The sequence below is a fragment of the Lysinibacillus sp. FSL R7-0073 genome (assembly GCF_038009065.1).
Taxonomy (GTDB): Bacteria; Bacillota; Bacilli; order Bacillales_A; family Planococcaceae; genus Lysinibacillus; species Lysinibacillus fusiformis.
Window position 1 is genome coordinate 3,137,761 of sequence record NZ_JBBPAS010000001.1, and the last position, 25,875, is coordinate 3,163,635.

Genomic DNA, 25,875 nt, shown 5'->3' on the forward strand with positions numbered 1-25,875 from the left:
TTTGAGTATTCAATTTTTACAGCAATTGGCACAAAGCACGGATAAGGAAATTGTCGCGATTGCTCGTGAAGAGGGGTTTGACATTACAACTTCTGAAGTAAAAAAACTTCGGCCTTATTTGGAGCAATTCTCATTTTCCTGGCTTTTTTTAGGCATCCCAAAAGATATTTTAGTTGAAGTGGAGGCCGTTTTGGGAAGAAAGCGTTCTCGTCAGTTAATCGCACTTTTTACAAAATAACGTAATAAAGCCCAACATCAGCACTGTGGCCGAATGTTGGGCTTCTTTGTTAGCCTTTTAAAGCCTCGATAAGCTCAGGCTTAAATGTACTGCTTCGCAACATATCAATTTCTGCTTTGTATGGTGCTGATTTTGATTTGGCATCACTAGCCAATGGCACGAATGGTGTTTCTAAAATTTTAGGAATCGCCATCAATTGTGGATGGTGGACCACATAGTTCAGGGCATCAAAACCAATGTGACCAAAGCCAATATTTTCATGACGGTCTTTAGCAGCGCCTCGTACATTTTTTGAATCATTTATGTGCAAAACTTTGATACGATCAACACCTATTAATTTATCAAATTCGTTTAAAACACCATCGAAATCCTCCACAATGTTATAGCCAGCATCATGTGTATGACAAGTATCAAAGCAAACAGAAAGACGTTCGTTATGAGTGACACCATCTATAATTTTAGCTAGCTCTTCAAAGGAACGACCACATTCCGTTCCTTTCCCTGCCATTGTTTCTAAAGCAATTTGGACGGGATAATCTTGGGACAATACTTCATTTAAGCCTTCAATAATTTTGGCAATCCCTGCATCTGCCCCAGCACCCACATGTGCACCAGGATGCAAGACAATTTGTGTTGCCTCTAATGCTGCTGTACGTTCAATTTCCGACTGTAAAAAATCTACCCCAAGACGAAAAGTTTCTGGTTTTTCCGTATTGCCAATATTGATGATATAGGGAGCATGAACGACAATATTAGTCATGCCATGCTCTTTCATATGGAGAAGTCCATTCATTATGTTCAGATCAGCAATCGCTTTCCGACGTGTGTTTTGCGGCGCTCCTGTATAGATCATAAATGTATTAGCTCCGTACGATAATGCCTCTTTACTAGAGCCAAGTAACATTTCTTTCCCACTCATCGAAACATGTGAGCCAAGTAGCATGTAAAAAGCCCCCCTATTTTTTTCCTCTCGCTTTTAAGCGACGTTCACGTTTTTTAATTTTTTCCATTTCCCATTTCATATTACGCTTATAGCCTGGTTTCACCTTTTTAGGTTTACGTACCAACGCCTTCGCTTTCACATCTATTTCATTCTCTTGTTTAACACGATTTTTACGGGCATGACGCTCTTTTAACTCAGACCATTCTCCATCTTTAACGTCCATTTGCACAAATGGAATACCCATTTTTTCCACACGTACTACTGCATCCTCTTCAGATGGCTCAAATAATGTAATCGCTGTTCCTTTATTACCTGCACGAGCTGTACGTCCAACACGGTGAATAAAGAATTCTAAGTCCTCAGGAATTTCATAGTTGATGACATGAGAAATTCCTTGAATATCAATTCCACGTGCCGCCAAATCTGTCGCAACAATATATTGATATTCAAGATCACGGATTTGCTTCATCATTTTCTTACGATCACGCGGGCTTAAATCACCATGGATTTGTCCACAACGGATACCATGCTCATTTAAATAACCAGCAACATGCTCAGCCGTTTTGCGAGTGTTAGTAAAAATAACAGCCAAAAATGGATTGATGCCTTCGATGACTTCTAATAAACGTTTATTACGTGATTTAGAACGAACTGGTACAAGCATAAAATCAATGCCCTCTGCAACTGGTCGTTTATCGTTCATGTGAACATGGACAGGTGCGTCCATATATTTTTTTAAGAAAGGCTGAAGCTTTTCTGGGATTGTTGCTGAGAATACGAACATTTCAAGTTTCTCTGGCATTTGGGAAGCAAATCCATCAATTTCCTCAATAAAGCCCATATCGAAAGCTAAATCCGCTTCATCAACAACTAGAATTGGTGCCGTATGCACAAATAACGCTTGTGCTGAAACAAGATCACGAATACGTCCAGGTGTTCCAACAACAATTTGAGGTTGCGTTTTTAACTTATCAATAGAGCGTTGTTTGTCCGTACCCCCAATAAAAAGTTTTGCCTGTATAGCTGTTCCTTCTATTAATTGATTCAATGCATCAAAAATTTGCTGTGCAAGCTCACGTGTAGGAGAAGTAATAACGGCCTGTACTTCCTGTTTCTCTACATCAATACGTTGAACAATCGGAATTAAAAAACTATGTGTTTTCCCTGTTCCTGTATGTGCCTGTCCAATGGCACTCTTCCCTTTTAATATTAATGGAATAATTTCTTTTTGAATTGGTGTCGGTTCTGTAAAGCCAAGTTCTGCAATGGCGTCCTGCAAAAATGGCTGAAAATTATAATCAGTATATTTTGACATCATTCGTTCCTCCTAACATCTTTTTTCATTGTACCATGATTCGAACTTTAAGGTATATTTACATCCTATTCTTACAAGCATAAACATAATTTTATCGTTTTATGATCACCGTAACAAAGCCCTTATCAAAGGTACTTGAAATATGAAGAATATGCAATCAAAAAAGCGCTGTATCAATACTCGAAAAAGCTGGGTATATGTAAATTTTATGTCAATTTATAGGGAGCTAATGATTAGCATTATTCCCACATGTTATGATAGGGCTGTAAGATATTATAGGAGGTTGATTGAAGATGAAAGCAGCAAGATGGTATAAAGCAAAAGACATCCGTTTAGAAAATATTGAAGAACCAGTCATTGCACCTGGAAAAGTAAAAATTAAAGTACATTGGACAGGAATTTGTGGTAGTGATTTACATGAATACGCAGCTGGTCCAATCTTTATTCCAGTAGAGCAACCTCACTATGTAAGTAAAGATATCGCACCAATTGTGATGGGACATGAATTCTCAGGCGAAGTAGTTGAAATTGGTGATGCTGTTACATCCGTAAAAGTGGGAGATCCTGTCGTAGTTGAACCGATTCTATCTTGTGGCGAATGTGCTGCCTGTAAAAAAGGTAAATATAATATTTGTAAACATTTAGGTTTCCACGGTCTTTCAGGCGGTGGCGGAGGATTCTCTGAATATACAATGGTGGACGAAAAATTGGTTCACAAAATGCCAGAAGGACTTTCCTACGAGCAAGGCGCATTGGTCGAACCAGCAGCGGTAGCCCTTCATGCAGTACGCCAAAGCAAATTAAAAGCAGGCGATAAGGCAGCTGTCTTTGGAACAGGTCCAATCGGGCTCCTTGTCATTGAAGCGTTACGTGCAGCAGGCGCGTCCGAAATATATGCAGTAGAGCTTTCAGCAGAGCGTGCCGCTAAAGCATTAGAACTTGGTGCTACAGCAGTTATTAATCCTAAAAATGAGGATGCAGTAGCTCGTCTACATGAATTAACGAATGGTGGCGTTGATGTAGCATTTGAAGTAACAGGTGTTCCAGTCGTATTACAGCAAGCGATAGATTCCACAACATTTGAAGGTGAAACAATTATTGTTTCTATTTGGGAAACTGACGCCTCTATTCTGCCAAACAATATCGTACTAACAGAGCGTTCTGTTAAAGGAATTATTGCTTATCGTGATATTTTCCCAGCGGTAATGGAATTAATGAAACAAGGCTACTTCCCTGCTGATAAACTAGTGACGAAACGAATTGCTCTTGAGGAAGTCGTAACAGAGGGCTTCGAGGCATTAATGAAAGAGCGAAATCATATTAAAATCCTTGTAAATTCACAAGCTTAATATATAGAGTGACAGGTAGAGAGAGAAGCCCTCTACCTGTCTTTTAATCCTTATCTATACCCATCTTTTCCCTTATTTCCAGATTTGCCATAAGAACGTTCACCTTATCTTCTCCAAATACTCCTAATGTCCGTTTTTCTATATTTGCCTCTATGATTTTATTAATTTCTTCCTTTGAAAGCCCGCTTGCTTGGGCAATTCGATCCACCTGTATTTGGGCCGCCTTCACACTAATATGTGGGTCCAATCCTGAACCTGAGGCAGTCATTAAATCAGAAGGTATATCTTGTCGTTGTACGGATGGATTTGCAAGTAAAAACTTCTCGATATCTGCTTCTATCCGTTTCTGCAATTCTGGATTGGTTGGTGCATAGTTAAATGTACCTGAGCTAACACCACTGTAGTTCACTTGGCCCTTGTCATCTGGTAGCGTATCCTCTTTCGTGTAAACATTATAGTTAACGGATGAAACACGCCCCCAAAAATATTCTGGAGCAGTAAAATTTTGACCGATTAATTTAGCACCAACCACTTGGCCGTCCATTTCTATTAAACTACCATTTGCTTGTTGATGAAATACCCCTTGGGCTAAGGCTGTCACGGCGAAAGGGTATATTAAACCACATACAATGAACATGGCTATTGTCATAAGTAATGCCTGCTTAGAGCTATCAAAAATTTTTCGCATATAGCTTCCTCCCTATAATCCAACTATACGAAATAGTGGTCCTACTAGTAGATCAATGATTTTAATACCAATAAACGGAGCTAGTATTCCTCCAACACCATATACAAGTAAGTTTTTATTTAATAATTTTGCGGCACTCATCGGCTTATACTTAACGCCTCTCATGGCGATTGGAATTAGCAATGGAATAACGATCGCATTAAATATTAAGGCAGAGATAATGGCACTAGTAGGTGAATTAAGATTCATAATATTTAATGATTTCATCTCAGGTACAGCAACCATTAGCATAGCTGGAATAATAGCAAAATATTTTGCGATATCGTTTGCAATACTAAATGTGGTTAAAGCACCGCGAGTCATTAACAATTGCTTGCCAATCTCGACAACTTCAATAATTTTAGTTGGATTTGAATCTAAATCAACCATATTCGCAGCTTCCTTTGCTGCATTTGTTCCTGAATTCATGGCAAGCCCTACATTCGCCTGTGCCAGTGCTGGTGCATCATTCGTACCATCACCAGTCATCGCTACAACTTTACCTTGTGCCTGCTCATCTTTAATCACTTGAATTTTATCTTCTGGTTTACTTTCTGCAATAAAGCTATCTACTCCCGCTTCCTTTGCGATTGCTGCTGCAGTAAGTGGATTATCTCCCGTACACATAATCGTTTTAATGCCCATTGCACGAAGCTGATCAAAGCGTTCCTTCAGTCCAGCCTTGACGATATCCTTTAAATAAATGACCCCTAAAATTTTATCGTTTAATGCTACTAACAGTGGTGTTCCCCCAACAGAGGACACTTGTTGAACCAATTGATCCAAATTGCTAGGAATGCTATGGCCTGCTTTCATACATTCTTTTTTGATCGTATCAGAGGCTCCCTTTCGAACTTTAGTGCCATCGACTGAATCTAAACCACTCATTCGTGTCTGTGCGGTAAATGGAATATGCTCACTTGACTTAATAATTGTTTCTTCACCGTCCGTATTTACCCCTAATTCGCAGGCCAATGATAAAATAGATTTTCCCTCTGGTGTATCATCTGTTAGAGAACTAAGCCATGCCGCTCGAATTAAATCCTTACTTTCCACCCCTTTTACTGGTAAAAACTCAGCCGCCATGCGATTTCCATACGTGATCGTTCCAGTTTTATCTAAGATTAATGTATCCACATCTCCACATGCCTCTACCGCTCTACCAGACATCGCTATAACATTAAATTGCGTGACTCTATCCATTCCTGCAATACCGATCGCTGACAATAAACCACCAATCGTCGTTGGTATTAAACAAACTGTCAGGGCAATTAATGTAGCGATAGAAATCGGCACATTTAAATATATTGTCATTGGATAGAGTGACACTACAACTAATAGGAAGATAATCGTTAAACTTACGAGAAGCGTATTGAGCGCTATTTCATTTGGAGTTTTCCTTCGGCTAGCTCCTTCAATAAGCGTTATCATTTTATCGAGAAATGATTCACCAGGCATGGACGTAATTTCAATTATCAGCCAATCACTTGTAACCGTCGTCCCTCCAGTAACTGACGAAAAATCTCCCCCCCGTTCTTTCACTACAGGAGCAGACTCACCTGTAATTGCCGATTCATCTACAGTAGCAATTCCGTCAATGACTTCACCATCATTAGGAATGATCTCTCCAGCTTGAACTAACACAATATCGCCTTTTTTTAATTCATGTGCCAGTTTAAAGATTTCAGAGCCATCATTAAGCAAAACACGTGCCTGTGTCACTGTCTTTGTTTTTTTTAAAGTTTGAACCTGTGCTTTCCCTCGTCCTTCTGCAATCGACTCTGCAAAATTTGCAAATAGAATCGTAACAAACAGTATAATCGCTACAATCCCATTATATAATCGTGCATGTTCTCCACCGTCGTTACCAAACAAATTTGGAAAAAGAACTAATAGTAACACAAACAAAAATCCTACCTCTACGACAAACATAACAGGATTTTTCAGCATATATATCGGGCTAAATTTCTTAATAGCATCCATTAATGCTCTTTTTAGTATGACACCAGTCATAAAACTTTTTCTTGCTGTTTCCATATGTGTCTCTCCTCATTAAGAATAAAGTTGTAGATGCTCTGTAATCGGACCAAGTGCTAAAGCTGGTAAAAATGTCAGCGCACCAATCATCAAAACGATAGCAACGAGTAAAAAAGTAAAAGTAGTCGTATCCGTTTTTAATGTTCCTACTGAATCGCTATGTCTTACTTTATTAGCGAGTAAAGAGGCAATAGCTAATTGAATGATGATGGTTACATAACGACCAAAGAACATAGCCAGCCCTGTTGATACATTCCAAAAAGTTGAATTATCCGCTAACCCTTCGAAGCCAGAGCCATTGTTAGCAGAGGCAGAGGCGAATTCATATAGAACTTGTGATAATCCATGTGCCCCTGGATTCGTTATTCCGGCTATTCCAGACGGTGTTGCAACCGCAAGTGCTGAAAATAGCAAAATAATAGCAGGATGAATTAGAATACAAAGAGCAATTAATTTCATTTCTTTTTCTTCAATTTTTTTACCTAAAAACTGTGGTGATCGACCAATCATTAAACAGGCAATGAAAATGGTCAGCAGAACATACATCATCATGTTCATCAGGCCAACTCCTTTACCTCCAAACACAACATTGAGCATCATATTAAACATAGGTACGAGACCACCAAGTGGCGTTAATGTATCATGCATATTGTTAATTGACCCTGTAGTAAATGCGGTTGTAACAGTCGTAAATAATGCTGATTGTGCTACGCCAAAGCGCATTTCTTTTCCTTCCATACTTCCAAGCTCCTGTGTAATGCCGAGTTCACTAATGAATGGATTACCTGTCTTCTCTGCTATGTACACAGTCACTAATCCTACGAGGAACAATATACTCATCGCTGTAAAAATAGCCAGCCCCTGTTTTCCAAAAATAGTTTTCTTTTTTCTGGAGGCAACCATCAGACTAAACGCGACGACACATGCCCCTGGCAATAACATCATAGATAACATCTCTACAATATTTGAAAGAACGGTTGGATTTTCAAAAGGTGTTGTTGAATTCGCTCCGTTAAAACCGCCACCATTTGTCCCTATATGTTTAATAGATTCAAGTGAAGCAATAGGTCCAAGTGCAATATCTTGTAATTTGCCCTCAATAGTCTGTACTGTTTGATTGCCCTTTAAGGTTTGTGGTGATCCTTGTGAGACTAAAATAAGAGCCACAACAATGGAAAAGGGCATTAAAATACGAGTAATAACACGAACAAAATCGACAAAAAAATTCCCTATCGTATCTGTTTTAGCCACTACCCTACGACAGAAAGCCATACAAGCTGCATAGCCAGTAGCTGCTGATGTAAACATCATAAAAGTAATGACTAGCATCTGTGATAAATAACTGAGTCCGGATTCACCACTATAATGTTGGAGATTTGTATTCGTTATAAATGAAATAATCGTGTTAAACGAAAGGGTAGCTTCCATATTATTGATATTATTTGGATTTAAAAATAGTAATGCTTGAATGCGTAGTATGATATATCCCACAAACACCATCATGGCATTTGAAACAATTAATGAAAGTACATATTCTTTGCCCGTCATATCAACTCGTTTAATGCCGCAAACTTTAAAAATTACTGCGTCGACTTTATCTAATAAAGGATCGAGCCAAGTTTTTTGTTGTAATGTTACTCGATATAAATAATGTCCCGTTAAAATAACGAGCGGTAAATAAATTATGAATACGATGGCTATTTGCCACATAGTGTGTCCCCCCTGCCCTTAATAATTTTCCGGATAAAGTAATGCATGCCCTAAATAACCGAACAGAAATACTAGTACTACTCCCATAAAAATCCACAAATTGACTTCCTCCTCGTTACTCTTCTACTAGTTTGTAGCACCATACTGTTAACGCCAAAACACAAGCAAAGCTTATGATTAGTAAGCCCATCATAAAAAAATCCATCAATCGTAACACCCCTTCTCCTTAAGGATGCTCTCATCATACTGACTTTCAAATTAATGTAGTGTTAGGAAATCTTTTTTTCTATTAAGAAAGGATAAAGAAGTAAAATCTTTACACTTTCTTAATGGAAGTTAACGCTATAATACAAATGAGGTGAAAGAGGATGGAAAATATACGTCCAACTCCAGAGATGTTTCTTGCGAGGCTTCAACAGGAGGAACAATCTATAGGGAAATTAAAAATCTTTCTCGGCTATGCTGCAGGCGTAGGTAAAACTTATGCCATGTTAGATGCGGCACATCAGGCACAAAAACTCGGTAAAGATGTAGTGGTTGGCTATGTGGAACCGCATCCTCGTCCAGAAACGTTAGCATTACTAAAAGGACTTGAGCAAATTCCTACAAAGAAAATAACCTATAAGGGAAAAATATTTCAGGAATTAGATATAGATGCCATATTGCAGCGCAAACCAGAAATTGTCCTAATCGATGAATTGGCCCATTCTAATGTGCCAACCATGCGGCATAAGAAACGTTTTGGAGATGTTGAAGAACTACTTGCTAAAGGGATTCATGTTTTTACAACTGTAAATATTCAACATATTGAAAGTCTTCATGATTTAGTGGAAGAAATCACTGAGATTAAAGTGAGAGAGCGTATTCCTGATTATTTAATTGATCAAGCCGCGCAAATAAAAGTTGTTGATATTGAACCAGACGAATTAATTCAACGTCTGCAAGATGGGAAGGTATATGTCAAACAACAGGCAGAGAAAGCTTTGCATTCTTTTTTCCGTAAGCAAAATTTAGTATCGCTACGGGAAATCGCATTACGGCGAACAGCCGATACCATCAACTATCAACAATTAAACAGTAACGAATCTGTCAGAAATTATGTACAAATCGAAGAACACTTACTTGTAGGTATCAGTAGTTCTCCTACAAATGCAAAAGTGATTCGGACTACTGCAAGACTTGCTCAAGCATTGCATGGCAAATTTACCGCTCTATATGTTCAAAACATGCAGGCGCATGAAAGAAATCACGCTGATTCAGAACGCTTACAACAGCATATCAAGCTTGTTGAACAGCTTGGCGGTCATGTTGTCATTGTTCAAGAAGATGACGTAGCTGCAGCCCTTGCCAACTATGCTCAAATTAGTGGTGTCACTAAGCTTGTCATTGGTCGAACAAGTATGAGAAAAAAGTGGTGGCAGCCAAACACGAAAATTAGTGATCGCCTGAACGAATATGTGCCGAATTTATCTATACACATCGTGCCCGATCAAGAAAATGAACAATTCTACTTTCCTAATATCAAAAATAAACTAGCATTTGAATGGCTGGATCTATTTAAAATGTTTATCGTATTTAGCGTAATATCCATAGTCGGCCTATATTTGTATTCAATTGATATTAGCGAGCCTAATATTATAACCATTTATATTCTAGGTGTTCTCATTCTTGCTATTTGGTCATCAGGGTGGATAATGAGCATCATTAGTTCCATCATTGCTGTTTTACTTTTTAATTATTTTTTTACAGAGCCACGATTTTCATTTGATGCCTATCATCGTGACTATCCTATGACTTTTTTTATCATGTTTCTCTCTGGAGTAATTACCAGTAGCTTAACGAAAAAGATCAAGGCTCAAACGATTATAGCTATACGGAAATCTTATCGAATGGAAGTGCTGCTTGAAACGAATCGTAGACTGCAGCACGCAAAATCTATTGAGGAAATTATTACAGAAGGCATGACTCAAATTGTCAAATTAGTAGAAAAGCCTGTGCAATTTTTTGAAATAGACAATCAGCTAATTCGGGAATCTACTTTTTTTCGTACGGAGAAAATTTCTACAATTGAAAATCAAAAAATAGCTACGCTTTTTAATAACCCAAACGAGCATGGCGTTGTGAGCTGGGTGACGAATAATAAGCATGTAGCTGGTGTATCCACAGATATATTTCCTGAGGTGAATGCTTACTATATACCCGTTATTTCTAATGGAAATGTTAAAGGGGTTATTGGTATTGCACTGTCTAAACGATTGCCATTACCTGCATTTGAACGCAATATTTTGCATGCCATTATTAATGATTTTTCATTCGCAATGGATAAATGGTATTTACAGAAGCTCCACGAAGAAGTAGCGCGAGAAGCTGAAATGGAACAGATGCGAGCTAACCTTTTACGGGCTATATCCCATGACCTTCGAACACCGCTCACTGCTATTTCTGGAAATGCGGATATCTTACTGAACAATGCACCATTAATACCCGATATTGAAAAAAATAAATTGTATGAAGATATTTTTAACAATTCGAAATGGCTTGTACAAATGGTTGAAAACCTACTAGCTGTTTCTAAGCTAGAGGATGGGCAATTTGCTTTAGAAATGCAATTGGAATTAGTAGAAGATATTATTCAAGAGGCTCTTTCCCATGTTGTTCACCAAAATAGCTCGCATAAAATATCCTATCAAATAGAACCAGAATTTTTATTAAGCCTAATGGATGCTAGATTGATCGTACAGGTTTTCATCAATATCATCGATAATGCATTGACCTACACCCCCCCAGGTAGTGACATTACTATTTTGGTGAAGGAGTGTGATGGCTTAGTAAAGTTCAGTATTTCAGATAATGGGCCAGGAATTGATGATTCCTTAAAAAGTAACTTGTTTGAGCCGTTTACGACTGGCAAGGTACAACGCAGTGATAGTAGACGAGGGCTCGGTTTAGGCTTAGCCCTGTGTCAAACAATTTTAAAATTACATGGTAGTCACATCACTGTTACAGATAATAAACCTCAAGGAACAATTTTTAACTTTTCACTGAAAAAGGAGTAAAAATTTGATGAATAAACGAATTCTAGTAGTAGAAGATGATGTGGCCATCGCCAATTTAATTAAAATGACATTAGCTACCCAGCATTATGAATTCGACATTGCCCAAGATGGGAATAGTGCACTTCAAAAGGCTATTACCATGAAACCAGATGTCTATATTTTGGATTTAGGACTACCGGACATAGACGGTGTAGAGCTTATTACAAAAATTAGAAGTTGGACTCAAACGCCCATTATTGTCGTTAGTGCGCGCGGGGAAGAATATGATAAAATTAACGCCCTGGATGCAGGTGCAGATGATTATGTCACGAAGCCATTCAGTGTGGAAGAATTATTAGCAAGAATTCGTGTTGCTTTAAGGAGAGCAGCCTATGAACATCCACTAGAACAGGAGAATTCAACTTTTACCAATGGTTATCTTCAAATTAATTATGTAGATCATACGGTATTAGTAAATGGCAAGGAAATACATGTCACGCCTATTGAATATAAACTTTTAGTTGTTTTATCCAAGCATGTTGGTAAAGTGCTAACGCATAATTTTATTTTAAAGGAAATCTGGCACAATGCTCTGCAATCAGATATTCCAAGTTTACGAGTGTTTATGGCGACACTTCGAAAAAAAATAGAAGATGATCCAGCACAGCCTAAATTGATACAGACACATGTGCGGGTCGGCTATCGAATGCTTCGCTATCATGAAGATGAATAAGATAAAAGAATTGTAGCAGAAGGCTTATTTGCACTTCTGCTCTTTCATGATTGAATTAGCCTTATAAATTATCGCACCCTCCCATTAGCCTCTGCATATCATAGCTATAATCAGGTATGTCATCAATGAAAAACAAGTAGAAAGGAGATCATTATGGTATTTCGACCACCTTATCCATACCCTATGTATCCCGGTGGCATGAGAATGCCCATGCCAACACCACCACAGATGTCACCGCAGTCCTTTTTCCCGCCTGGAGGCTTCCCTGCTCAACCACGAATTCCAGGCGGCTTTCCAATGGCAAATGGAATAGGTTCCTTTGGAGGACAAATGCCGATGCCACCTGTGCAAGAACCATCTAAAATTGGTTCATTCTTACAGCAAGCAAACAGTTTATTTAATTCCGCTAAAACTTATACCCCTTATATCCAACAAGCGATGCCAATGGTTAAAAATATACCATCCTTATTAAAATTATATAAAGGATTCCAAGGACTACCTTCGGCGGGAGGCGGAGCGGCTGGCGCTGATCGTGCAGGCAGTGAAAGCAAGGCTGCTACAGGAAATAAGCGATCAGCAAGGCAAAGTACATCAGCATCATTTTCGCCTCCTGAACCAATTCCATCTAAACCACGTATTTTCCAGCCACCAATGTAAATGAACGTTTCTTTGTATTCGCCGCCCCTGTCCGTTATAATGTAGATAGGTAAAGCTTGAAAGGAGTCACAACCATGCAAGTATTAAAAATTAATCCACGTGGCTATTGCTACGGTGTTGTTGATGCGATGGTCATCGCACGAAACGCCGCACTTGATAAAACATTACCAAGACCTATCTACATTTTAGGGATGATTGTCCATAATAAACATGTCACAGACGCGTTCGAAGAAGATGGTATCATCACTTTAGACGGCGATAATCGCTTAGAAATTATCGAACAAGTTGAATCTGGTACTGTGATTTTCACAGCACATGGTGTTTCACCTGAAATTCGTGAAATTGCGAAGCGTAAAGGCCTAGTGTCCATTGATGCTACATGTCCTGATGTAACAGTTACTCACGATTTAATTCGTGAAAAATCTGCAGAAGGCTATGATATTATTTATATTGGGAAAAAAGGACATCCGGAACCTGAGGGTGCCATTGGCGTTGCACCTGATCATGTCCATTTAGTTCAATCTTCCAATGATATTGATGTGTTAAACTTAACGAATGATAAATTGCTTGTCACTAATCAAACGACAATGAGCCAATGGGATGTCGCCCATTTGATGGATAGTTTAAAAGAAAAATTCCCTCATATTGAGGTACACAAAGAGATTTGTTTAGCTACTCAAGTTCGTCAAGAAGCTGTCGCTCAGCAGGCAGGCGAAGCAGATCTATTGATTGTTGTAGGCGACCCTAAATCGAATAATTCCAATCGTTTAACGCAAGTTTCTGTTGAAATCGCTGGGACACCTTCCTATCGTATCGCGGACGTTTCAGAGCTAAAAATAGATTGGTTAAAAGGGATTAATAGAGTTGCTGTGACAGCAGGTGCTTCAACACCAACGCCTATTGTCAAAGAGGTCATTTCCTTCTTGGATCAATTTGATGAAAATGATCCATCCACACACGTTATCAAACGTACAGTAACATTAGATAAAATTCTACCGAAGATTAAAACACCTACACCAGTCGAGAAAATTATGCCCAATTGATTACTATAAAATAAATCCTGGTTGTCATGATGACAATCAGGATTTTTTTCTTTATTTACTAAAATAATAGTTTATCGGACGACCAATTCCACCATAATGGACATCCATCGTAATTTTCTCTTGTTTCTCTAAATAATCTAAATATCTTCTAGCCGTCACCCGGGCAATACCAACGCCACTTGCAACCTCTTCTGCCGATGCACCATCTACCGATTGCAAAAAGTGTACCACCTTTTCAAGCGTTGTACGGTTAAAACCTTTCGGAAGATTTTTTTCTGTTTGTAATAAGGAAGACTGTTCCAAAGGGCTGTGTCCATCACGATAATGGAATAATTGATCCAATTCGCCTTGTGTAAGCTCGCGTTCCGTTAGCGTTTGTTTTTTAAAGCGTAAATAATTTTCAAGTGTCCCTTTAACACGTTCAAACGAAAAAGGCTTCATAATATAATCAAAAACACCTAGATGCAATACTTGTTTCACCGTGTCCATATCATTCGCAGCCGTTACAGTGATGACATCTACTGGTAAGTCCAGCTCGCGAATTTTACGTAAACTAGTGATGCCATCTTGCTCCGGCATAAAAATATCCATAAATACTAAGTCAGGCTGATGTTGACGAATTTGCGTCACTCCATCTAAACCATTGGATGCTTGTCCAATTACCTGAAATTGATCGACCTTTTCAATAAACTGTCGATTTACTTCACGCACCATTGGATCATCCTCAATTAATAATACTTTGATTTGTACCACTATCAGCCCTCCATTCCCACGTTAATGCTTACGCATAGTAAAATGTTAGTAAAAAACTAGTCCCTTTATTTGGTTCACTGATGACTTCAATATCACCCTGTCCTTTTTCAACAATCTCTTTAATTAAAAACAGCCCTATTCCCCTGTAATTTTTCTCTTTTGTAGAATAGCCATTGTCAAAAATATGGCTCTTGATCTCATCTGTCATGCCAACACCGTTATCCGTGACAAGAATGGCTAAGACATCCTCGTCTTCATCGACAGAAACATGGATAACCTTTTCCTTCACCTGCATATCCCTTAATGCATCAAAGGCATTTTCTATTAAATTTCCAAATAGAATGACGAAATCATGATGATCTAAATTAGGTGGAAAAGATGTTAAGCGACTTTCACGGTCAATTTCCAGTCGGATTCCTTGTTCTTTAGCATAGGAAATTTTACTAAGTAATAGCCCTGAAATATTTTCATTCTTAATACGTTCATTTAAAAAGTTAGTAATTTCATCGTGTTCTTCCTTTACCTGCGTTAGGTAGGATAAAGCCTGATCATGATGTCCAAGTTGTAAAAGTCCGGCTATCGTATGCAGTTTATTTTTATGCTCATGTGTTTGAACACGAAGCGCTTGGACAAATGCTCGTACTCCAGTCAGTTCTTCAGCAAGCTTTTTAACTTCTGTACGATCTTTAAACATGGCCACTGCTCCAACAGTTTCTCCATTAACCTGTATAGGAATACGATTACTCATAATACTATGATCATTTATATATAACTCTCGGTTAAATAGCGGCTGATCAAGTTCCAAAATTTCAGGTAGTCTTGTATCCGGTAAGACATGAAAAATTTTCTGACCAATCAAATTAGGTGGTTTTTCGTCAACCCCAAGTATTTCGCAAGCTTTCTCATTAAAAATGGTAATGGTCAAATCATTATCGATAGCAATAATACCCTCATGCATCGCATTAAAGGTTTCCGTTCGTTCTACATACATTTTGGCAATTTCATGGGGCTCTAATCCAAACATTTGCTTTTTCATATGAAGCCCTAATGTTCGTGCACCCCATACGCTAAAGATTAAAGATAGTAGTAAAGTAATGATCAGCTCAGTTTGCATGGATTGCAGTAATTCCGCCACCGTCAAAACACTATATCCAACGACCGTAACACCTATTTGTTGTCCTTGATTGTTCATGATTGGTACAAACGCACGAACCATGTTACCATGCTCCCCATGCGCGATTGACGTATAGTAATGTTCAGAAAAAGCAGCGTTTAAATCAGCAGATTGCGAAATGCTACCCAGTTCCTTTCTATTTGGGTGAGAATACTTCCGTCTTTTCATATCCAAAACCACTATATATTGAGCCCCATTTATATCTCGGATTTCTTCTACCACAGGGTTAATATGTTGTACGGCTATTTCTATGTTTTCATGGGCAATATAGGTTTTGATTTCGGGAAGCTGCGAGACTGTTTTGGCTACAAGTAACGCTTGGTCACTAAGCTTGCTCTTTTGTTCATTCATCACATATCCCAACAAAAAAGTACCACCAATGCTAAAGGAAAGCATAAGAATAAAAAAAGTCAGCGACATAATTTTTCTTTGCATCGATAACTTCTGAAATTTCAAGATTATCGCCTCCCCCCTACTATATTTTAGCTCACTCCATATGTTAGAATAACAAAAACAATAGAAAATACGAATAAATTGGGTGTATTCAATGAAAAAATTTATTATTGGAACGATTGTAACTGTCTTGTTTTTAGTGATCACCATTAGTGTTCAACAAGGTTTACTTTTCGCGAACCCGCTTCCCTATGATGATGAGCAAAAGGGGTTAGACACACAAATTACCATCCATTTAAGTCATGTAGTAGCGGAAAATACGCCAAAAGGACAGGCTGCCAATAAATTTGCTGAATTAGTAGAAGAAAAGACAAAAGGCAAAGTCAAAGTGCATGTTTACTCCAACTCCTCTTTATTTAATGATGAAAATGAGTTTCAGGCTTTGCAAAAGGGAGAAGTCGAAATGATTATCCCAACCTTTTCTAAAATGACAACCTATGTACCGAATTGGCAAGTTCTTGATTTACCCTTCCTGTTTAATACAAATGAAGAGGTACAAGAAGTGCTGACAGGAACAATAGGTGATCAATTATTAAACGAGCTAGAACCTATTCATATAAAAGGACTGGGCTTTTGGTACAACGGCTTTAAGCATCTAACCTCTGTGGATCACCCTATTCATACATTTGAAGATTTACAGGGTTTACGCATTCGCACAATGCCTAGTAAAACATTGGAAAAACAATTTGAAGTTTTGAAAGCAACGCCTATTCCGATTTCATTTAGTGAGGTTTATACAGACCTAGAGAAACACGCCATTGATGCACAGGAAAATACAGCCTCTAATATTTACTCAAAAGGTTTCTACAAGGTTCAAAAACATATGACCATCACACAGCATGGTATTTTAGGCTATGCGGTATTAATGAATGAAAGCTTTTGGGATTCCTTACCAGCGAAAATTCAACATCAATTGGTGGAGGCTATGAAGGAAACAACGGATTGGCAGTTTGAACAGGCTGCCCGTATGAATGAAGAAGATATGTTAAAGCTTAAACAGCAAGATAATTTTGATGTTTCTACAATGAGTCTTAAGGAACGACAGCGCTTTAAGGAGCAGCTCGCCCCTGTCTATGATTTTTATAAGACCCAAACACAAAATGATGAGATCCTAGCTGAGATAAAAAAAATTGTTGCACCATAATACTTTTGGTCATTAATGATAGATCCATACATACAGTAGGGATCTTTTCTTTTGTATTATAATAGATTATCAAAATTCAAAACTACTATAAAACAGCTTAAAACCATTGCTATTACTGTATTTATCATCCCTCTCATTGAAAAATGAACAAAATGAACAATAGAAACATTACGGTCATAAAAACTATTGTCGGAAAATTTCAGCTATGATAACGACATGAAAGCGTTCACACAATCTTCATAGATATTGTAGGGGGAGAACTATATGCGTATAAATTTTAAAAACTTAACAGTACAAGTATTGATCGCTATCGTCCTAGGGATTATAGTAGGTGCAACGTTCCCAGAGTTTGGAGCTAAGCTAAAAATATTAGCGGATATATTTATAAAACTAATCAAAATGTTAATTGCACCCATTATCTTCTTAACGGTTGTAATTGGTATTGGTAGTATGGGTGATGTCAAAAAGGTTGGAAAAATCGGGGGAAAAGCTTTAATCTATTTTGAAATTGTTTCAACATTTGCCTTAGCAATTGGTCTTATAGTTGTCAATATTGTACAACCAGGTAAAGGTTTTAATACAGAAGCTGCCAAAGGAGCGGATGTCTCTCAATATACAGATGCAGCAGCGGCGGAACATGGTTTGGGTGCATTTATTATGCAAATTATCCCTGATAATGTTATGGGTGCTCTCGCAAATGGTGAATTACTACCTGTCTTATTCTCTGCTGTATTATTTGGATTAGCGGCGGCGGCGATTGGTGAACCAGCTAAACCAGTTATTAAATTTTTTGAACAAGTTGCGGATATCTTCTTTAAAATCGTTAATATGGTAATGAAAATTTCTCCTATTGGCGCATTTGGTGCCATGAGTTATACAATCGGCAACTTTGGGCTTAAATCTCTTGGCAACTTAGGATTTTTAATGTTATCCGTCTATATCACAATGTTTATTTTTATCGTTGTCATCATCGGATTCATTACACGTTACTTCGGTTTTAGTATTTTTAAATTTATTAAATACATTAAAGATGAGATTTTCATCGTTATTGGTACATCTTCATCTGAATCAGCGCTGCCTTCCATGATGCGTAAATTAGAAAACTACGGCTGTTCTAAGCAAGTTGTGGGGCTAGTTATACCAACAGGTTATTCCTTTAACTTAGATGGAACATCCATATACTTATCGATGGCAGCTATATTTATTGCCCAAGCTTACGGTGTTGATTTAGATATTTGGCATCAAATCACATTACTAGCCATTCTAATGCTTACATCTAAGGGGGCTGCGGGCGTAACAGGCTCTGGGTTTATTACACTTGCTGCCACATTAGCAGCATTCCCGATGATTCCCGTAGAAGGAATTGCATTACTAATCGGGGTTGACCGCTTCATGTCCGAAGCTCGAGCTGTTACAAATCTTATTGGTAATGGTGTGGCGACAGTAGTTGTTTCAAAAATGGAGAAGGAATTTGATACAGAGCAGGAAAAACGTGCTCTCTCAGGTCAAATCGCACAACCTTAAATAGTTAAAAAGGCTACTGAAAGCGAGATACTTGTCTCTCTTTAGTAGCCTTTTATATAGTCCATTTTTAGAAATTCATAGACACCACCATTTGTTGCTTGCATATAAGTATGAGCATCTTTAAATCCTACCTTGCGATATAGCTTGATTGCTCTTAGATTAAATGTGGCGACCGATAAGGTGATCATTTCACATGGATAGTTTGCCAAGACAAAATCAATAGCATTTTTTAAAAAATCAAAGCCTAGGCCTTTTCCTGTAAGACTAGGTTTCATGCCTAAGCCAATCTCCATCGTTTGGTCTCCAACCGTCATAATGCTAAAATAAGCAACTAGTTCTTGTTTTTTTAAGACCGCAAAAATAGAATTTCCTCTTGTATACGGATTGAGAAAAGCACGTAAATCCTCCTGATCAGCCTCCATATCATAAAAAGAATAGTCACCCTCATAATGCCAGTTATAGGCGATATCTTCTGCTTGTTCTTGTGAAATTGGTTGAAAACAATAGCTCAAAACTTTCCCCTCCTGTAATTTTGTGAAACCTCCTGGATGACATACTCGTATACATAATGAATGGAGGTTTCTTTATGGCAACATTTACACTTAACTATCCAAAGGCCTTTAAAAGCTTTTCTGATATTCCTATTACGAATGAAAACAACGAAACAGTGTGTGTGCTTCAAAAAGTAGAGCGTTCTTCTACTGGTAAAGTTTTAAATGCCGTATTATTAGTTGCGACACAGCAAACTTTACCCTATCGTTATGAAACACGAACAACATTAGGTGCCCCCCTTTTTCAAGTACAATCTACTCTGTTAACAAAAGGGGTTAGTCATCAGCTCATTATGCCAGATGGTAGCACCATACCGATTGTCCGAAAAACAGTTCAATTATTAGAATCCTCGTACACCTTTACAATGGACAATTTGGCATTTCGTTTTGAGAAGGATTTTACTGCTACCGCCTATTTATATTGTAATGAAGAGAAAATTGCCAGCGCAAGCCCGATAGAGACCGAGCTCATACGGACCGGACTAATGTTTAAACTTTTCCAATCTGACGACATGCACTTTGTTGCACTCCTCGCAACACTCTATCAAGCTTTATTTGCCATGAGTAAGTAAATGCGTTATTAATTAAGTTTCACATTAAGAAATTACATAGCAAAAAAGAAGGCATCAAGATTTAAAGTCTCGATGCTTTTTCAATTTATTTTTTCTCGCTCCCCATTTAATATATGAATGACATAGGCATCACTTTGATTCACATTCATTTGGACAATTTTTTTTACTGCGCCTTCCATCTTAGTCGCTAGTTGAAGTGCCTCCGCATTGTCACCTTTTATAGTTGTTTGAATCGTAATGGTTGTTCGATTCTCCAGTATTAAGTATTCGTATACATCAAAAGATTGTAACCCTTTAATTAAATCTTCAATTAATAGATTAATATCATTACCCATCGCTTTATTACCATCGAGCAATGATGTAAATTCCCATCTTTCAAAAACAATCGGATAATCCTTTAAGGCAGAAGTTTTTATAGCACTTTTAGCAATAGCTTCCATGTCTGTTTTAACCGACTGAACATACTCTTCTCCCCCTACAATTTGGATGACCAATTTCTTTTCCGCAGTTGTTTTAACATCAATACCGACGTATTTCTCAAGGAGCTTATCTTTCAATAGTGATAAACTCAACTCTTCTTTCGTAATTATTGGCCCTTTCTCGATAGTGGCTTCTAAAGGCTTACCATCTACATATTTATTAAACAGGATGATGATTGCGATAATGACCAGCATTAATCCTGTAACGACTCCTATCCGTTTCACAATGAAATCCCCCCTGTTAGGAAGGTATGAGCTCTGCAAATACAATATTCACCGTTTTCTATCACTGTTTTATCGCTACTATGAAATAGACCATTACTGGCATTGCTTAATTTCCCTCACATATTCCGGAACACGAAATAAATTTGCTATGTTTTGTCCTTTCTGTGTCATGATTTTTAAAAAGGAGTACACTAAAGAGGTAGTAATTCTATATTTTTGGAGGGTTTTAAATGGATGCAAACGCAGCAGAAATTAAAAATATTATGACCTTGGATCTACTCGTACAAATTCTAAAAGAGCGTGGAATTTTGACGGATAAGGAATTAAAGGAACGACTTTCAAATACGGTCAAACTATCCTCTATGGATGCAGATTTGAAAGAAAAAGTTATTGAAGAAATCGAACATTAATGGGAATGATTCCAACAAAAAACAACCGCTTCCATGCTGTTAATATAGCTGAAAGCGGCTGTCTATATGTTTGCTTTTAATAAAGACCATAAGCGCATTTAATGTGCCTATTGCCACAAAATTAAGATCGAATTGTTTTTAAAGCTGTTGACCAAGGAATAAGCTGATCTAACATTTGATGAACTGAATCTGCCTGCACTTCTTTTGGCTTAAAGACCGAGCCGTTTTCAAAATCAGTAAATAATGATAAAGCTGGATGAACTCGAACATCGGCAACTAGTAATTCTCCAAGAATCCCTCGTAAATGCTCCGCAGCACGTGCTCCTCCAACTGAACCATAGGAAACGATACCCGCAGCTTTATTGTTCCATTCTACTCGTAAAAAGTCTAATGCATTTTTTAGTGCACCTGTGATTGAATGGTTATACTCTGCTACAATAAAGACAAAGCCGTCACATGCAGCTACTTTCTCTGACCATGTCGCTACTCCAGAAGTATCTCCTCCTGGTTCTCCAAGAAACGGTAATTTAAAATCAGCGATATCAATTATTTCATATTCCGCATCACGGCGTTTTTCTGCAACTTCCTTTACCCACGCTCCAACTTGTGGGCTAACCCGACCTTCTCGCGTACTTCCTAAAATAATACCGATTTTTAACATATGACCCTCCTCGTTTTCCCATTCATTTTGTGAAATCATTGTCATTCCATGTACGCGAACAACACTCATACCATTTTGGTCAGATACAAACAGCTTTATTCATGGCCTCTATGTAGTCGCTTTGAATATTTCGAATTAAACAATCTTTAATTCAAGATTAAATTACCATATTTATTTATTTTCTGTCAATTATTTAAATTCGAGACTTTTGAACTCATTCATTACTTTAATTTAATGGGCTGTTCCAACGCCTCTAATTCCTCTTCCATGGAGCTAAACTGTCTTTCCACTACATATTTTGCGTCTGAAACTGCTGCATTATAAATATATGGGGCGATATTTTCCTTGATAAAATCTAACACACGCTCTGCTTCAAATTCACTAATGTCTTCATCACGATGCGTGTAGAAAAATCGCTGAATATCAGCTACTATCATTTCTTGCTGTTCTTTAGTTAAACGAATAAACAAGTTATATCTCTCCATTTCTGCTAATAGATTTCATGCTCATTTTATCATTATCCTACATTCTTGGCATACAAAAAGGATGAACACTACCTAGTAATGTTCATCCTTTTATTATTGTTTACATTCAAATGAATAACTCGTGGAAAGGAAGTTTTTTTCCTTTGATATGATGGCTTGACCGCCATCTTCTTCACATTGTACGGTCATGGCATCAATTTTCTTTTCATTCATCATATTCGTCATAACCGTCATCCCTATACCAAAAACAGCGATGAATAAACCGATTATAATCCACAGTTTACCAGCCTTATTGCCAGTAGGTCTTTCATTAGCCACATCTATTCCCCTCGCTTAAACAAATAAAAATGGTTCTGTATGGATAGTTGATTGTACAAATTCAACTACATATTTTTTATCCGCACATAGCTTCGTCATTTTCTCCGCCACCCCTGCAATCATCACTTTTTCTACATGATGACCTGGGTCTACAATTTGCAGATCCATCGCTTGAGCATCCTGTGCTGTATGGAAGTACATATCACCCGTTAAAAAAACATCTGCTCCTGCACGTTTCGCTGCATAAATATACTTATTACCATCTCCACCCACAAGCGCAACCTTTTTAATCATAGACTGTAAATCACCTACGACACGAACCGCTGGAACCTGTAACTGCTCCTTCACGAACTCTGCGAATTGTTGTAAGGTCATTTCCTTTGCTAAGTGACCTACACGCCCTAATCCCATTCTGTTCGTTTGCTGTTCAAGACGAATTACATCATAGGCTGGCTCTTCATACGGATGACTAGTAAACATTGCCTTTAAAACACGGGTTTTCATGGATTCAGGAAATACGACTTCTACCTTTACTTCTTCTTCAACATGTAATTCACCAATAGAGCCAACAAATGGATTTGCACCTGCTAACGCGCGGAACCGTCCTTCTCCAGCAGTTGTATAACTACATGCTTCATATTCTCCAATGCGCCCTGCTCCAGCCTTGGCTAGCATCTCGCGTAAATCTTCAGCATTTGCAGAAGGGATAAAAACAGCAAGCTTTAAAAGATGTTCTGAGTAAGTTTCTTCTAGTATCGTACGGTCCTGTAGCTGAAGCGCATCTGCTAGTAAATCATTGACTCCACCTTCAGCTACATCTAAATTTGTATGCGCCGCATAAACAGCGATATCATGTTTAATGAGTTTTTCATATAATCGCCCTGCTGGATGGTCTGTACGAATATTCGCTAGACGTCTAAAAATAGGAGGATGATGTGCAATGATCAGCTCACATCCTTTTTCAATGGCCTCATTCGCAACAGCTTCATTGACATCTAAAGTGACTAATACTTTGCTAACAGGTTTATTGAGTGTACCAATCGCTAAACCGATTGGATCATTCTCCATGCAAGCCAGTTTTTTAGGCGACCATGATTCGAATACTTGAATAATTTCTTGACCATTTACCGTCTTCATTTTACAAAACTCCTTCTACTAATTGAATAAGAGCCAATAACTCTGCACGTTTTTCTTCAATTTCAGGTGTTTGTTCTGCATCTTTTATGGATTGTAACACACGTTGCCAATTTTCTTTTTCACGCGTCCATTTTTTTATAAATGCTGGTGCTTTACGTGTGCTTAATTTAGGACCAAATAAAATCTCTGCTGGCGAAAGCTCCATTTGTGCTCTTTGCAACACAAGAATTTCATAGATTTTATCATCTTCCTCTAAAATTTCTTCATCGAGAATAGCCCAATTATGTGCTAAAGCCCACTCACGGATTACCTTGGCATGAATATTAGGTTGTAAAATGAGACGTGTGACACCTTGCAGCTTTTCAGGATGCTTCTCTAAAATAGAGACAATTAATGGACCGCCCATTCCAGCGATCGTTACTGTATCGACATGGTCAGTTAATTCTATTGCTGCTAATCCATCTGCTAGACGTACCGTAATTTCTTTGTTTAATCCTTCTTTTTGTACTTGTCCCACTGCTGATTCATAGGGGCCTGCTACTACTTCCCCTGCTATCGCTGAAGAAGCTACTCCTTGATGAATTAAATAGCAAGGCAGATAGGCATGGTCACTACCTATATCCGCTACTACCGCTCCTGTGGGAACAAATTTTGCTACTGTTTCTAATCGCTTTGAAAGTTTTTGTGCGTTCATTTTATACCGCCTACCTTAAATAGAGTCCATTACTAGTATGGATGATGTCGTGAAAAAAAACAAATGGAGTTGTCTCACAGTATTCATGTGGACAACCCCATTTCATGATTCTTTACATTTAAAAAGTAGCTGTACTATTTCAGTACAGCTACTTGTCAGTCATACTATTCTAAAGTAGAAATGTATTCAGCAATAGCTTTTGCTTCTGCTTCAGTTTTCATGTTTGGTTGCATTGGAGTACCTTCGATACCCTTTGTTAAAACTTCAACGATATGGGCTTCATCTAAGCCATGTAGGTTTGGACCCATACTACCAGTTAAATCACCACCGTGACAACCGATACAAGATTGTACTAGTGCTGCACCATCATCATTTGCGTCTGTAGTTTCAGTAGTTTCGCCACCGCCCTCATGTTCAGCAGCAATTTCTTTCTTGTTATCTGCACCTTGTAAAGACATGAAGAAAATAAGACCAATACCAAATGCCAGAATTAAGATGTAAGGAACGACTGGATTGTTTTTCATAAGTTTCCCCTCCTCATTTTAAGTCTACTTCTATTATAATATAGAATCAGTCAACATCTAATATTGTACTTCATTAACAAAGAAACGAAAAGCCCTATTCGCTAAGTTTTCCTTTGTTTGTAACAAATTCGACATTTCTGTATCTATTGGATAGAATATGTCTTGCCAAACCAAATTTTGGTCAATTTCACAACTTTTTTTCATACTGTTATCATACCCTTTGCATACATTCATATACCAAAAAAATAAAAAAATCCGCACACATGAAATAAAGTGTGCAGATCATTGATAAGGGTCAAAAAATTACAATAAGTTTATGATATAATAGCCAATCAGTGCTAGTAATCCTAAAACACCAGAGACTGTGAAATAGAGTAGCTTCATTTTAATACCTGACCAAAGCCAAATAAGACAATTGGCTGCAATCAAGCAAAACAAAACGATATTATCTCCACTAAAATATGTAGTGCACACACGGATAGATATACTAAATAATAGGATGGCGGCAAGTAAATGAAATATAGGAGCTAATAGATGTTTTTTTTGAGCCATTTGAAACGCAGCGATAAATAATATGCATGCACCTATACCTACGACAACGGTTAAAATCAGTGTTAATGATTTTATTGTAAAATAGATAGCCAAAACAGCTATTATAGCGATACATAGACTTGCTACCAAAAGTAGCATCTTTCTTTTTTCAGATGGCAAGATTGCTTGTTTAGGATCTTGAACCGGTTCTAACTCCTCTATATCAGCCCCCTCTGTATAAAGAGCTGCTAAAAAGTCACAATAGTGCTCTGGTAATAGCTTATTTTGCTTCCAAAACAAAATTTCATTTAGAATAATTTTTTTCCGGGGATTCGTCATAATGTTAACTCCAAACATTGCTTAATAATGGTTGCATTACAATTTTATCTCACACCTTTCGGAAATACATCTGTATAAAGTCGCAAATCTCCCATTCCCTTCATTCTAATTATC

General features: G+C 37.8%; 26 protein-coding genes. 10 read left to right on the forward strand and 16 right to left on the reverse strand.

Annotation, left to right across the window (positions count from 1 at the left end; all coding sequences use genetic code 11):
* The first annotated feature begins 1 nt into the window (after nt 1).
* Nucleotides 2-238, forward strand: coding sequence for a Nif11 family protein (locus MKY88_RS15615; RefSeq protein WP_012295215.1), 237 nt, complete (start codon nt 2-4; stop codon nt 236-238).
* 49 nt (nt 239-287) lie between these two features.
* Here MKY88_RS15615 and MKY88_RS15620 read toward each other — a convergent pair whose 3' ends face one another.
* Together MKY88_RS15620 and MKY88_RS15625 are read right to left on the reverse strand one after the other, a co-directional pair.
* Entirely contained in the window at nt 288-1,181 is an 894-nt protein-coding gene (locus MKY88_RS15620; protein WP_031417006.1) for a deoxyribonuclease IV, read from the reverse strand.
* A 13-nt stretch (nt 1,182-1,194) separates the two neighbouring features.
* Complete coding sequence (locus MKY88_RS15625; RefSeq protein ID WP_193832582.1) at nt 1,195-2,496, reverse strand: DEAD/DEAH box helicase; 1,302 nt, start codon at nt 2,494-2,496, stop codon at nt 1,195-1,197.
* A gap of 293 nt (nt 2,497-2,789) precedes the next feature.
* Between MKY88_RS15625 and MKY88_RS15630 the strand changes: the two genes are divergently transcribed.
* Nucleotides 2,790-3,845 (forward strand): 2,3-butanediol dehydrogenase, encoded by a 1,056-nt coding sequence (locus MKY88_RS15630; RefSeq protein WP_340814089.1) that lies wholly within the window; start codon nt 2,790-2,792, stop codon nt 3,843-3,845.
* 43 nt (nt 3,846-3,888) lie between these two features.
* Here MKY88_RS15630 and kdpC read toward each other — a convergent pair whose 3' ends face one another.
* The 3 genes from kdpC to kdpA are packed head-to-tail and all read right to left on the reverse strand — an operon-like array spanning nt 3,889 to nt 8,319.
* Nucleotides 3,889-4,533, reverse strand: a complete 645-nt coding sequence (gene kdpC, locus MKY88_RS15635; protein WP_340814090.1) for a potassium-transporting ATPase subunit KdpC — start codon at nt 4,531-4,533, stop codon at nt 3,889-3,891.
* Nucleotides 4,534-4,545: 12 nt separating this feature from the next.
* Nucleotides 4,546-6,609 carry a potassium-transporting ATPase subunit KdpB gene (kdpB, locus tag MKY88_RS15640; RefSeq protein WP_340814091.1) on the reverse strand — a complete coding sequence of 688 codons (2,064 nt, stop codon included), beginning with the start codon at nt 6,607-6,609 and terminating at the stop codon, nt 4,546-4,548.
* 15 nt (nt 6,610-6,624) lie between these two features.
* Complete coding sequence (gene kdpA, locus MKY88_RS15645; RefSeq protein WP_340814092.1) at nt 6,625-8,319, reverse strand: potassium-transporting ATPase subunit KdpA; 1,695 nt, start codon at nt 8,317-8,319, stop codon at nt 6,625-6,627.
* A 368-nt stretch (nt 8,320-8,687) separates the two neighbouring features.
* On the opposite strand from kdpA, the gene MKY88_RS15650 reads away from it, so the two are divergent.
* From MKY88_RS15650 to MKY88_RS15665, 4 genes are all read left to right on the forward strand, one after another.
* Nucleotides 8,688-11,375, forward strand: a complete 2,688-nt coding sequence (locus MKY88_RS15650) for a sensor histidine kinase KdpD (protein ID WP_340814094.1) — start codon at nt 8,688-8,690, stop codon at nt 11,373-11,375.
* Between the two features lie 7 nt (nt 11,376-11,382).
* Nucleotides 11,383-12,087 (forward strand): response regulator transcription factor, encoded by a 705-nt coding sequence (locus MKY88_RS15655; protein WP_328200227.1) that lies wholly within the window; start codon nt 11,383-11,385, stop codon nt 12,085-12,087.
* A 153-nt stretch (nt 12,088-12,240) separates the two neighbouring features.
* Nucleotides 12,241-12,744 (forward strand): VrrA/YqfQ family protein, encoded by a 504-nt coding sequence (gene vrrA / locus MKY88_RS15660; RefSeq protein ID WP_069482004.1) that lies wholly within the window; start codon nt 12,241-12,243, stop codon nt 12,742-12,744.
* Nucleotides 12,745-12,818: 74 nt separating this feature from the next.
* Nucleotides 12,819-13,787, forward strand: coding sequence for a 4-hydroxy-3-methylbut-2-enyl diphosphate reductase (locus tag MKY88_RS15665; RefSeq protein ID WP_069482005.1), 969 nt, complete (start codon nt 12,819-12,821; stop codon nt 13,785-13,787).
* Between the two features lie 51 nt (nt 13,788-13,838).
* Here the strand turns inward: MKY88_RS15665 and MKY88_RS15670 are convergent, their stop codons facing one another.
* Together MKY88_RS15670 and MKY88_RS15675 are read right to left on the reverse strand one after the other, a co-directional pair.
* Nucleotides 13,839-14,540, reverse strand: coding sequence for a response regulator (locus tag MKY88_RS15670; protein ID WP_328200225.1), 702 nt, complete (start codon nt 14,538-14,540; stop codon nt 13,839-13,841).
* Nucleotides 14,541-14,568: 28 nt separating this feature from the next.
* Complete coding sequence (locus tag MKY88_RS15675) at nt 14,569-16,149, reverse strand: ATP-binding protein (RefSeq protein ID WP_440590433.1); 1,581 nt, start codon at nt 16,147-16,149, stop codon at nt 14,569-14,571.
* Between the two features lie 112 nt (nt 16,150-16,261).
* Between MKY88_RS15675 and MKY88_RS15680 the strand changes: the two genes are divergently transcribed.
* Both MKY88_RS15680 and MKY88_RS15685 read left to right on the forward strand, forming a co-directional pair.
* Nucleotides 16,262-17,311, forward strand: a complete 1,050-nt coding sequence (locus tag MKY88_RS15680; RefSeq protein WP_340814098.1) for a TRAP transporter substrate-binding protein — start codon at nt 16,262-16,264, stop codon at nt 17,309-17,311.
* Nucleotides 17,312-17,575: 264 nt separating this feature from the next.
* Nucleotides 17,576-18,835: a dicarboxylate/amino acid:cation symporter gene (locus MKY88_RS15685; RefSeq protein ID WP_069482007.1), complete on the forward strand. Its 1,260-nt coding sequence runs from the start codon at nt 17,576-17,578 to the stop codon at nt 18,833-18,835.
* A gap of 41 nt (nt 18,836-18,876) precedes the next feature.
* Here MKY88_RS15685 and MKY88_RS15690 read toward each other — a convergent pair whose 3' ends face one another.
* On the reverse strand, nt 18,877-19,347 hold the full coding sequence (locus MKY88_RS15690; RefSeq protein ID WP_193832591.1) for a GNAT family N-acetyltransferase: 471 nt from the start codon (nt 19,345-19,347) through the stop codon (nt 18,877-18,879).
* 74 nt (nt 19,348-19,421) lie between these two features.
* Here MKY88_RS15690 and MKY88_RS15695 point away from each other — a divergent pair, with 74 nt between their 5' ends.
* Entirely contained in the window at nt 19,422-19,958 is a 537-nt protein-coding gene (locus MKY88_RS15695) for a tubby C-terminal domain-like protein (RefSeq protein WP_069482009.1), read from the forward strand.
* 80 nt (nt 19,959-20,038) lie between these two features.
* On the opposite strand, the gene MKY88_RS15700 is transcribed toward MKY88_RS15695, so the two are convergent.
* Nucleotides 20,039-20,662, reverse strand: coding sequence for a hypothetical protein (locus MKY88_RS15700; RefSeq protein WP_340814100.1), 624 nt, complete (start codon nt 20,660-20,662; stop codon nt 20,039-20,041).
* Between the two features lie 230 nt (nt 20,663-20,892).
* On the opposite strand from MKY88_RS15700, the gene MKY88_RS15705 reads away from it, so the two are divergent.
* Nucleotides 20,893-21,072: a hypothetical protein gene (locus MKY88_RS15705; RefSeq protein ID WP_258268922.1), complete on the forward strand. Its 180-nt coding sequence runs from the start codon at nt 20,893-20,895 to the stop codon at nt 21,070-21,072.
* 121 nt (nt 21,073-21,193) lie between these two features.
* On the opposite strand, the gene MKY88_RS15710 is transcribed toward MKY88_RS15705, so the two are convergent.
* The 7 genes from MKY88_RS15710 to MKY88_RS15740 form a co-directional block, all read right to left on the reverse strand.
* Nucleotides 21,194-21,733 carry an NADPH-dependent FMN reductase gene (locus tag MKY88_RS15710; RefSeq protein ID WP_085961723.1) on the reverse strand — a complete coding sequence of 180 codons (540 nt, stop codon included), beginning with the start codon at nt 21,731-21,733 and terminating at the stop codon, nt 21,194-21,196.
* Between the two features lie 221 nt (nt 21,734-21,954).
* Nucleotides 21,955-22,203: a DUF2164 domain-containing protein gene (locus MKY88_RS15715; RefSeq protein ID WP_025115979.1), complete on the reverse strand. Its 249-nt coding sequence runs from the start codon at nt 22,201-22,203 to the stop codon at nt 21,955-21,957.
* A 108-nt stretch (nt 22,204-22,311) separates the two neighbouring features.
* Entirely contained in the window at nt 22,312-22,536 is a 225-nt protein-coding gene (locus MKY88_RS15720) for a hypothetical protein (RefSeq protein ID WP_193832594.1), read from the reverse strand.
* Nucleotides 22,537-22,551: 15 nt separating this feature from the next.
* Complete coding sequence (locus MKY88_RS15725; RefSeq protein ID WP_193832595.1) at nt 22,552-23,673, reverse strand: Nif3-like dinuclear metal center hexameric protein; 1,122 nt, start codon at nt 23,671-23,673, stop codon at nt 22,552-22,554.
* A 1-nt stretch (nt 23,674) separates the two neighbouring features.
* Entirely contained in the window at nt 23,675-24,367 is a 693-nt protein-coding gene (locus MKY88_RS15730) for a tRNA (adenine(22)-N(1))-methyltransferase (RefSeq protein WP_193832596.1), read from the reverse strand.
* Nucleotides 24,368-24,531: 164 nt separating this feature from the next.
* Nucleotides 24,532-24,891 (reverse strand): cytochrome c550, encoded by a 360-nt coding sequence (gene cccA / locus MKY88_RS15735; RefSeq protein ID WP_008178451.1) that lies wholly within the window; start codon nt 24,889-24,891, stop codon nt 24,532-24,534.
* Nucleotides 24,892-25,194: 303 nt separating this feature from the next.
* Nucleotides 25,195-25,761 (reverse strand): hypothetical protein, encoded by a 567-nt coding sequence (locus MKY88_RS15740; protein WP_025115975.1) that lies wholly within the window; start codon nt 25,759-25,761, stop codon nt 25,195-25,197.
* Nucleotides 25,762-25,875 lie beyond the last annotated feature (114 nt).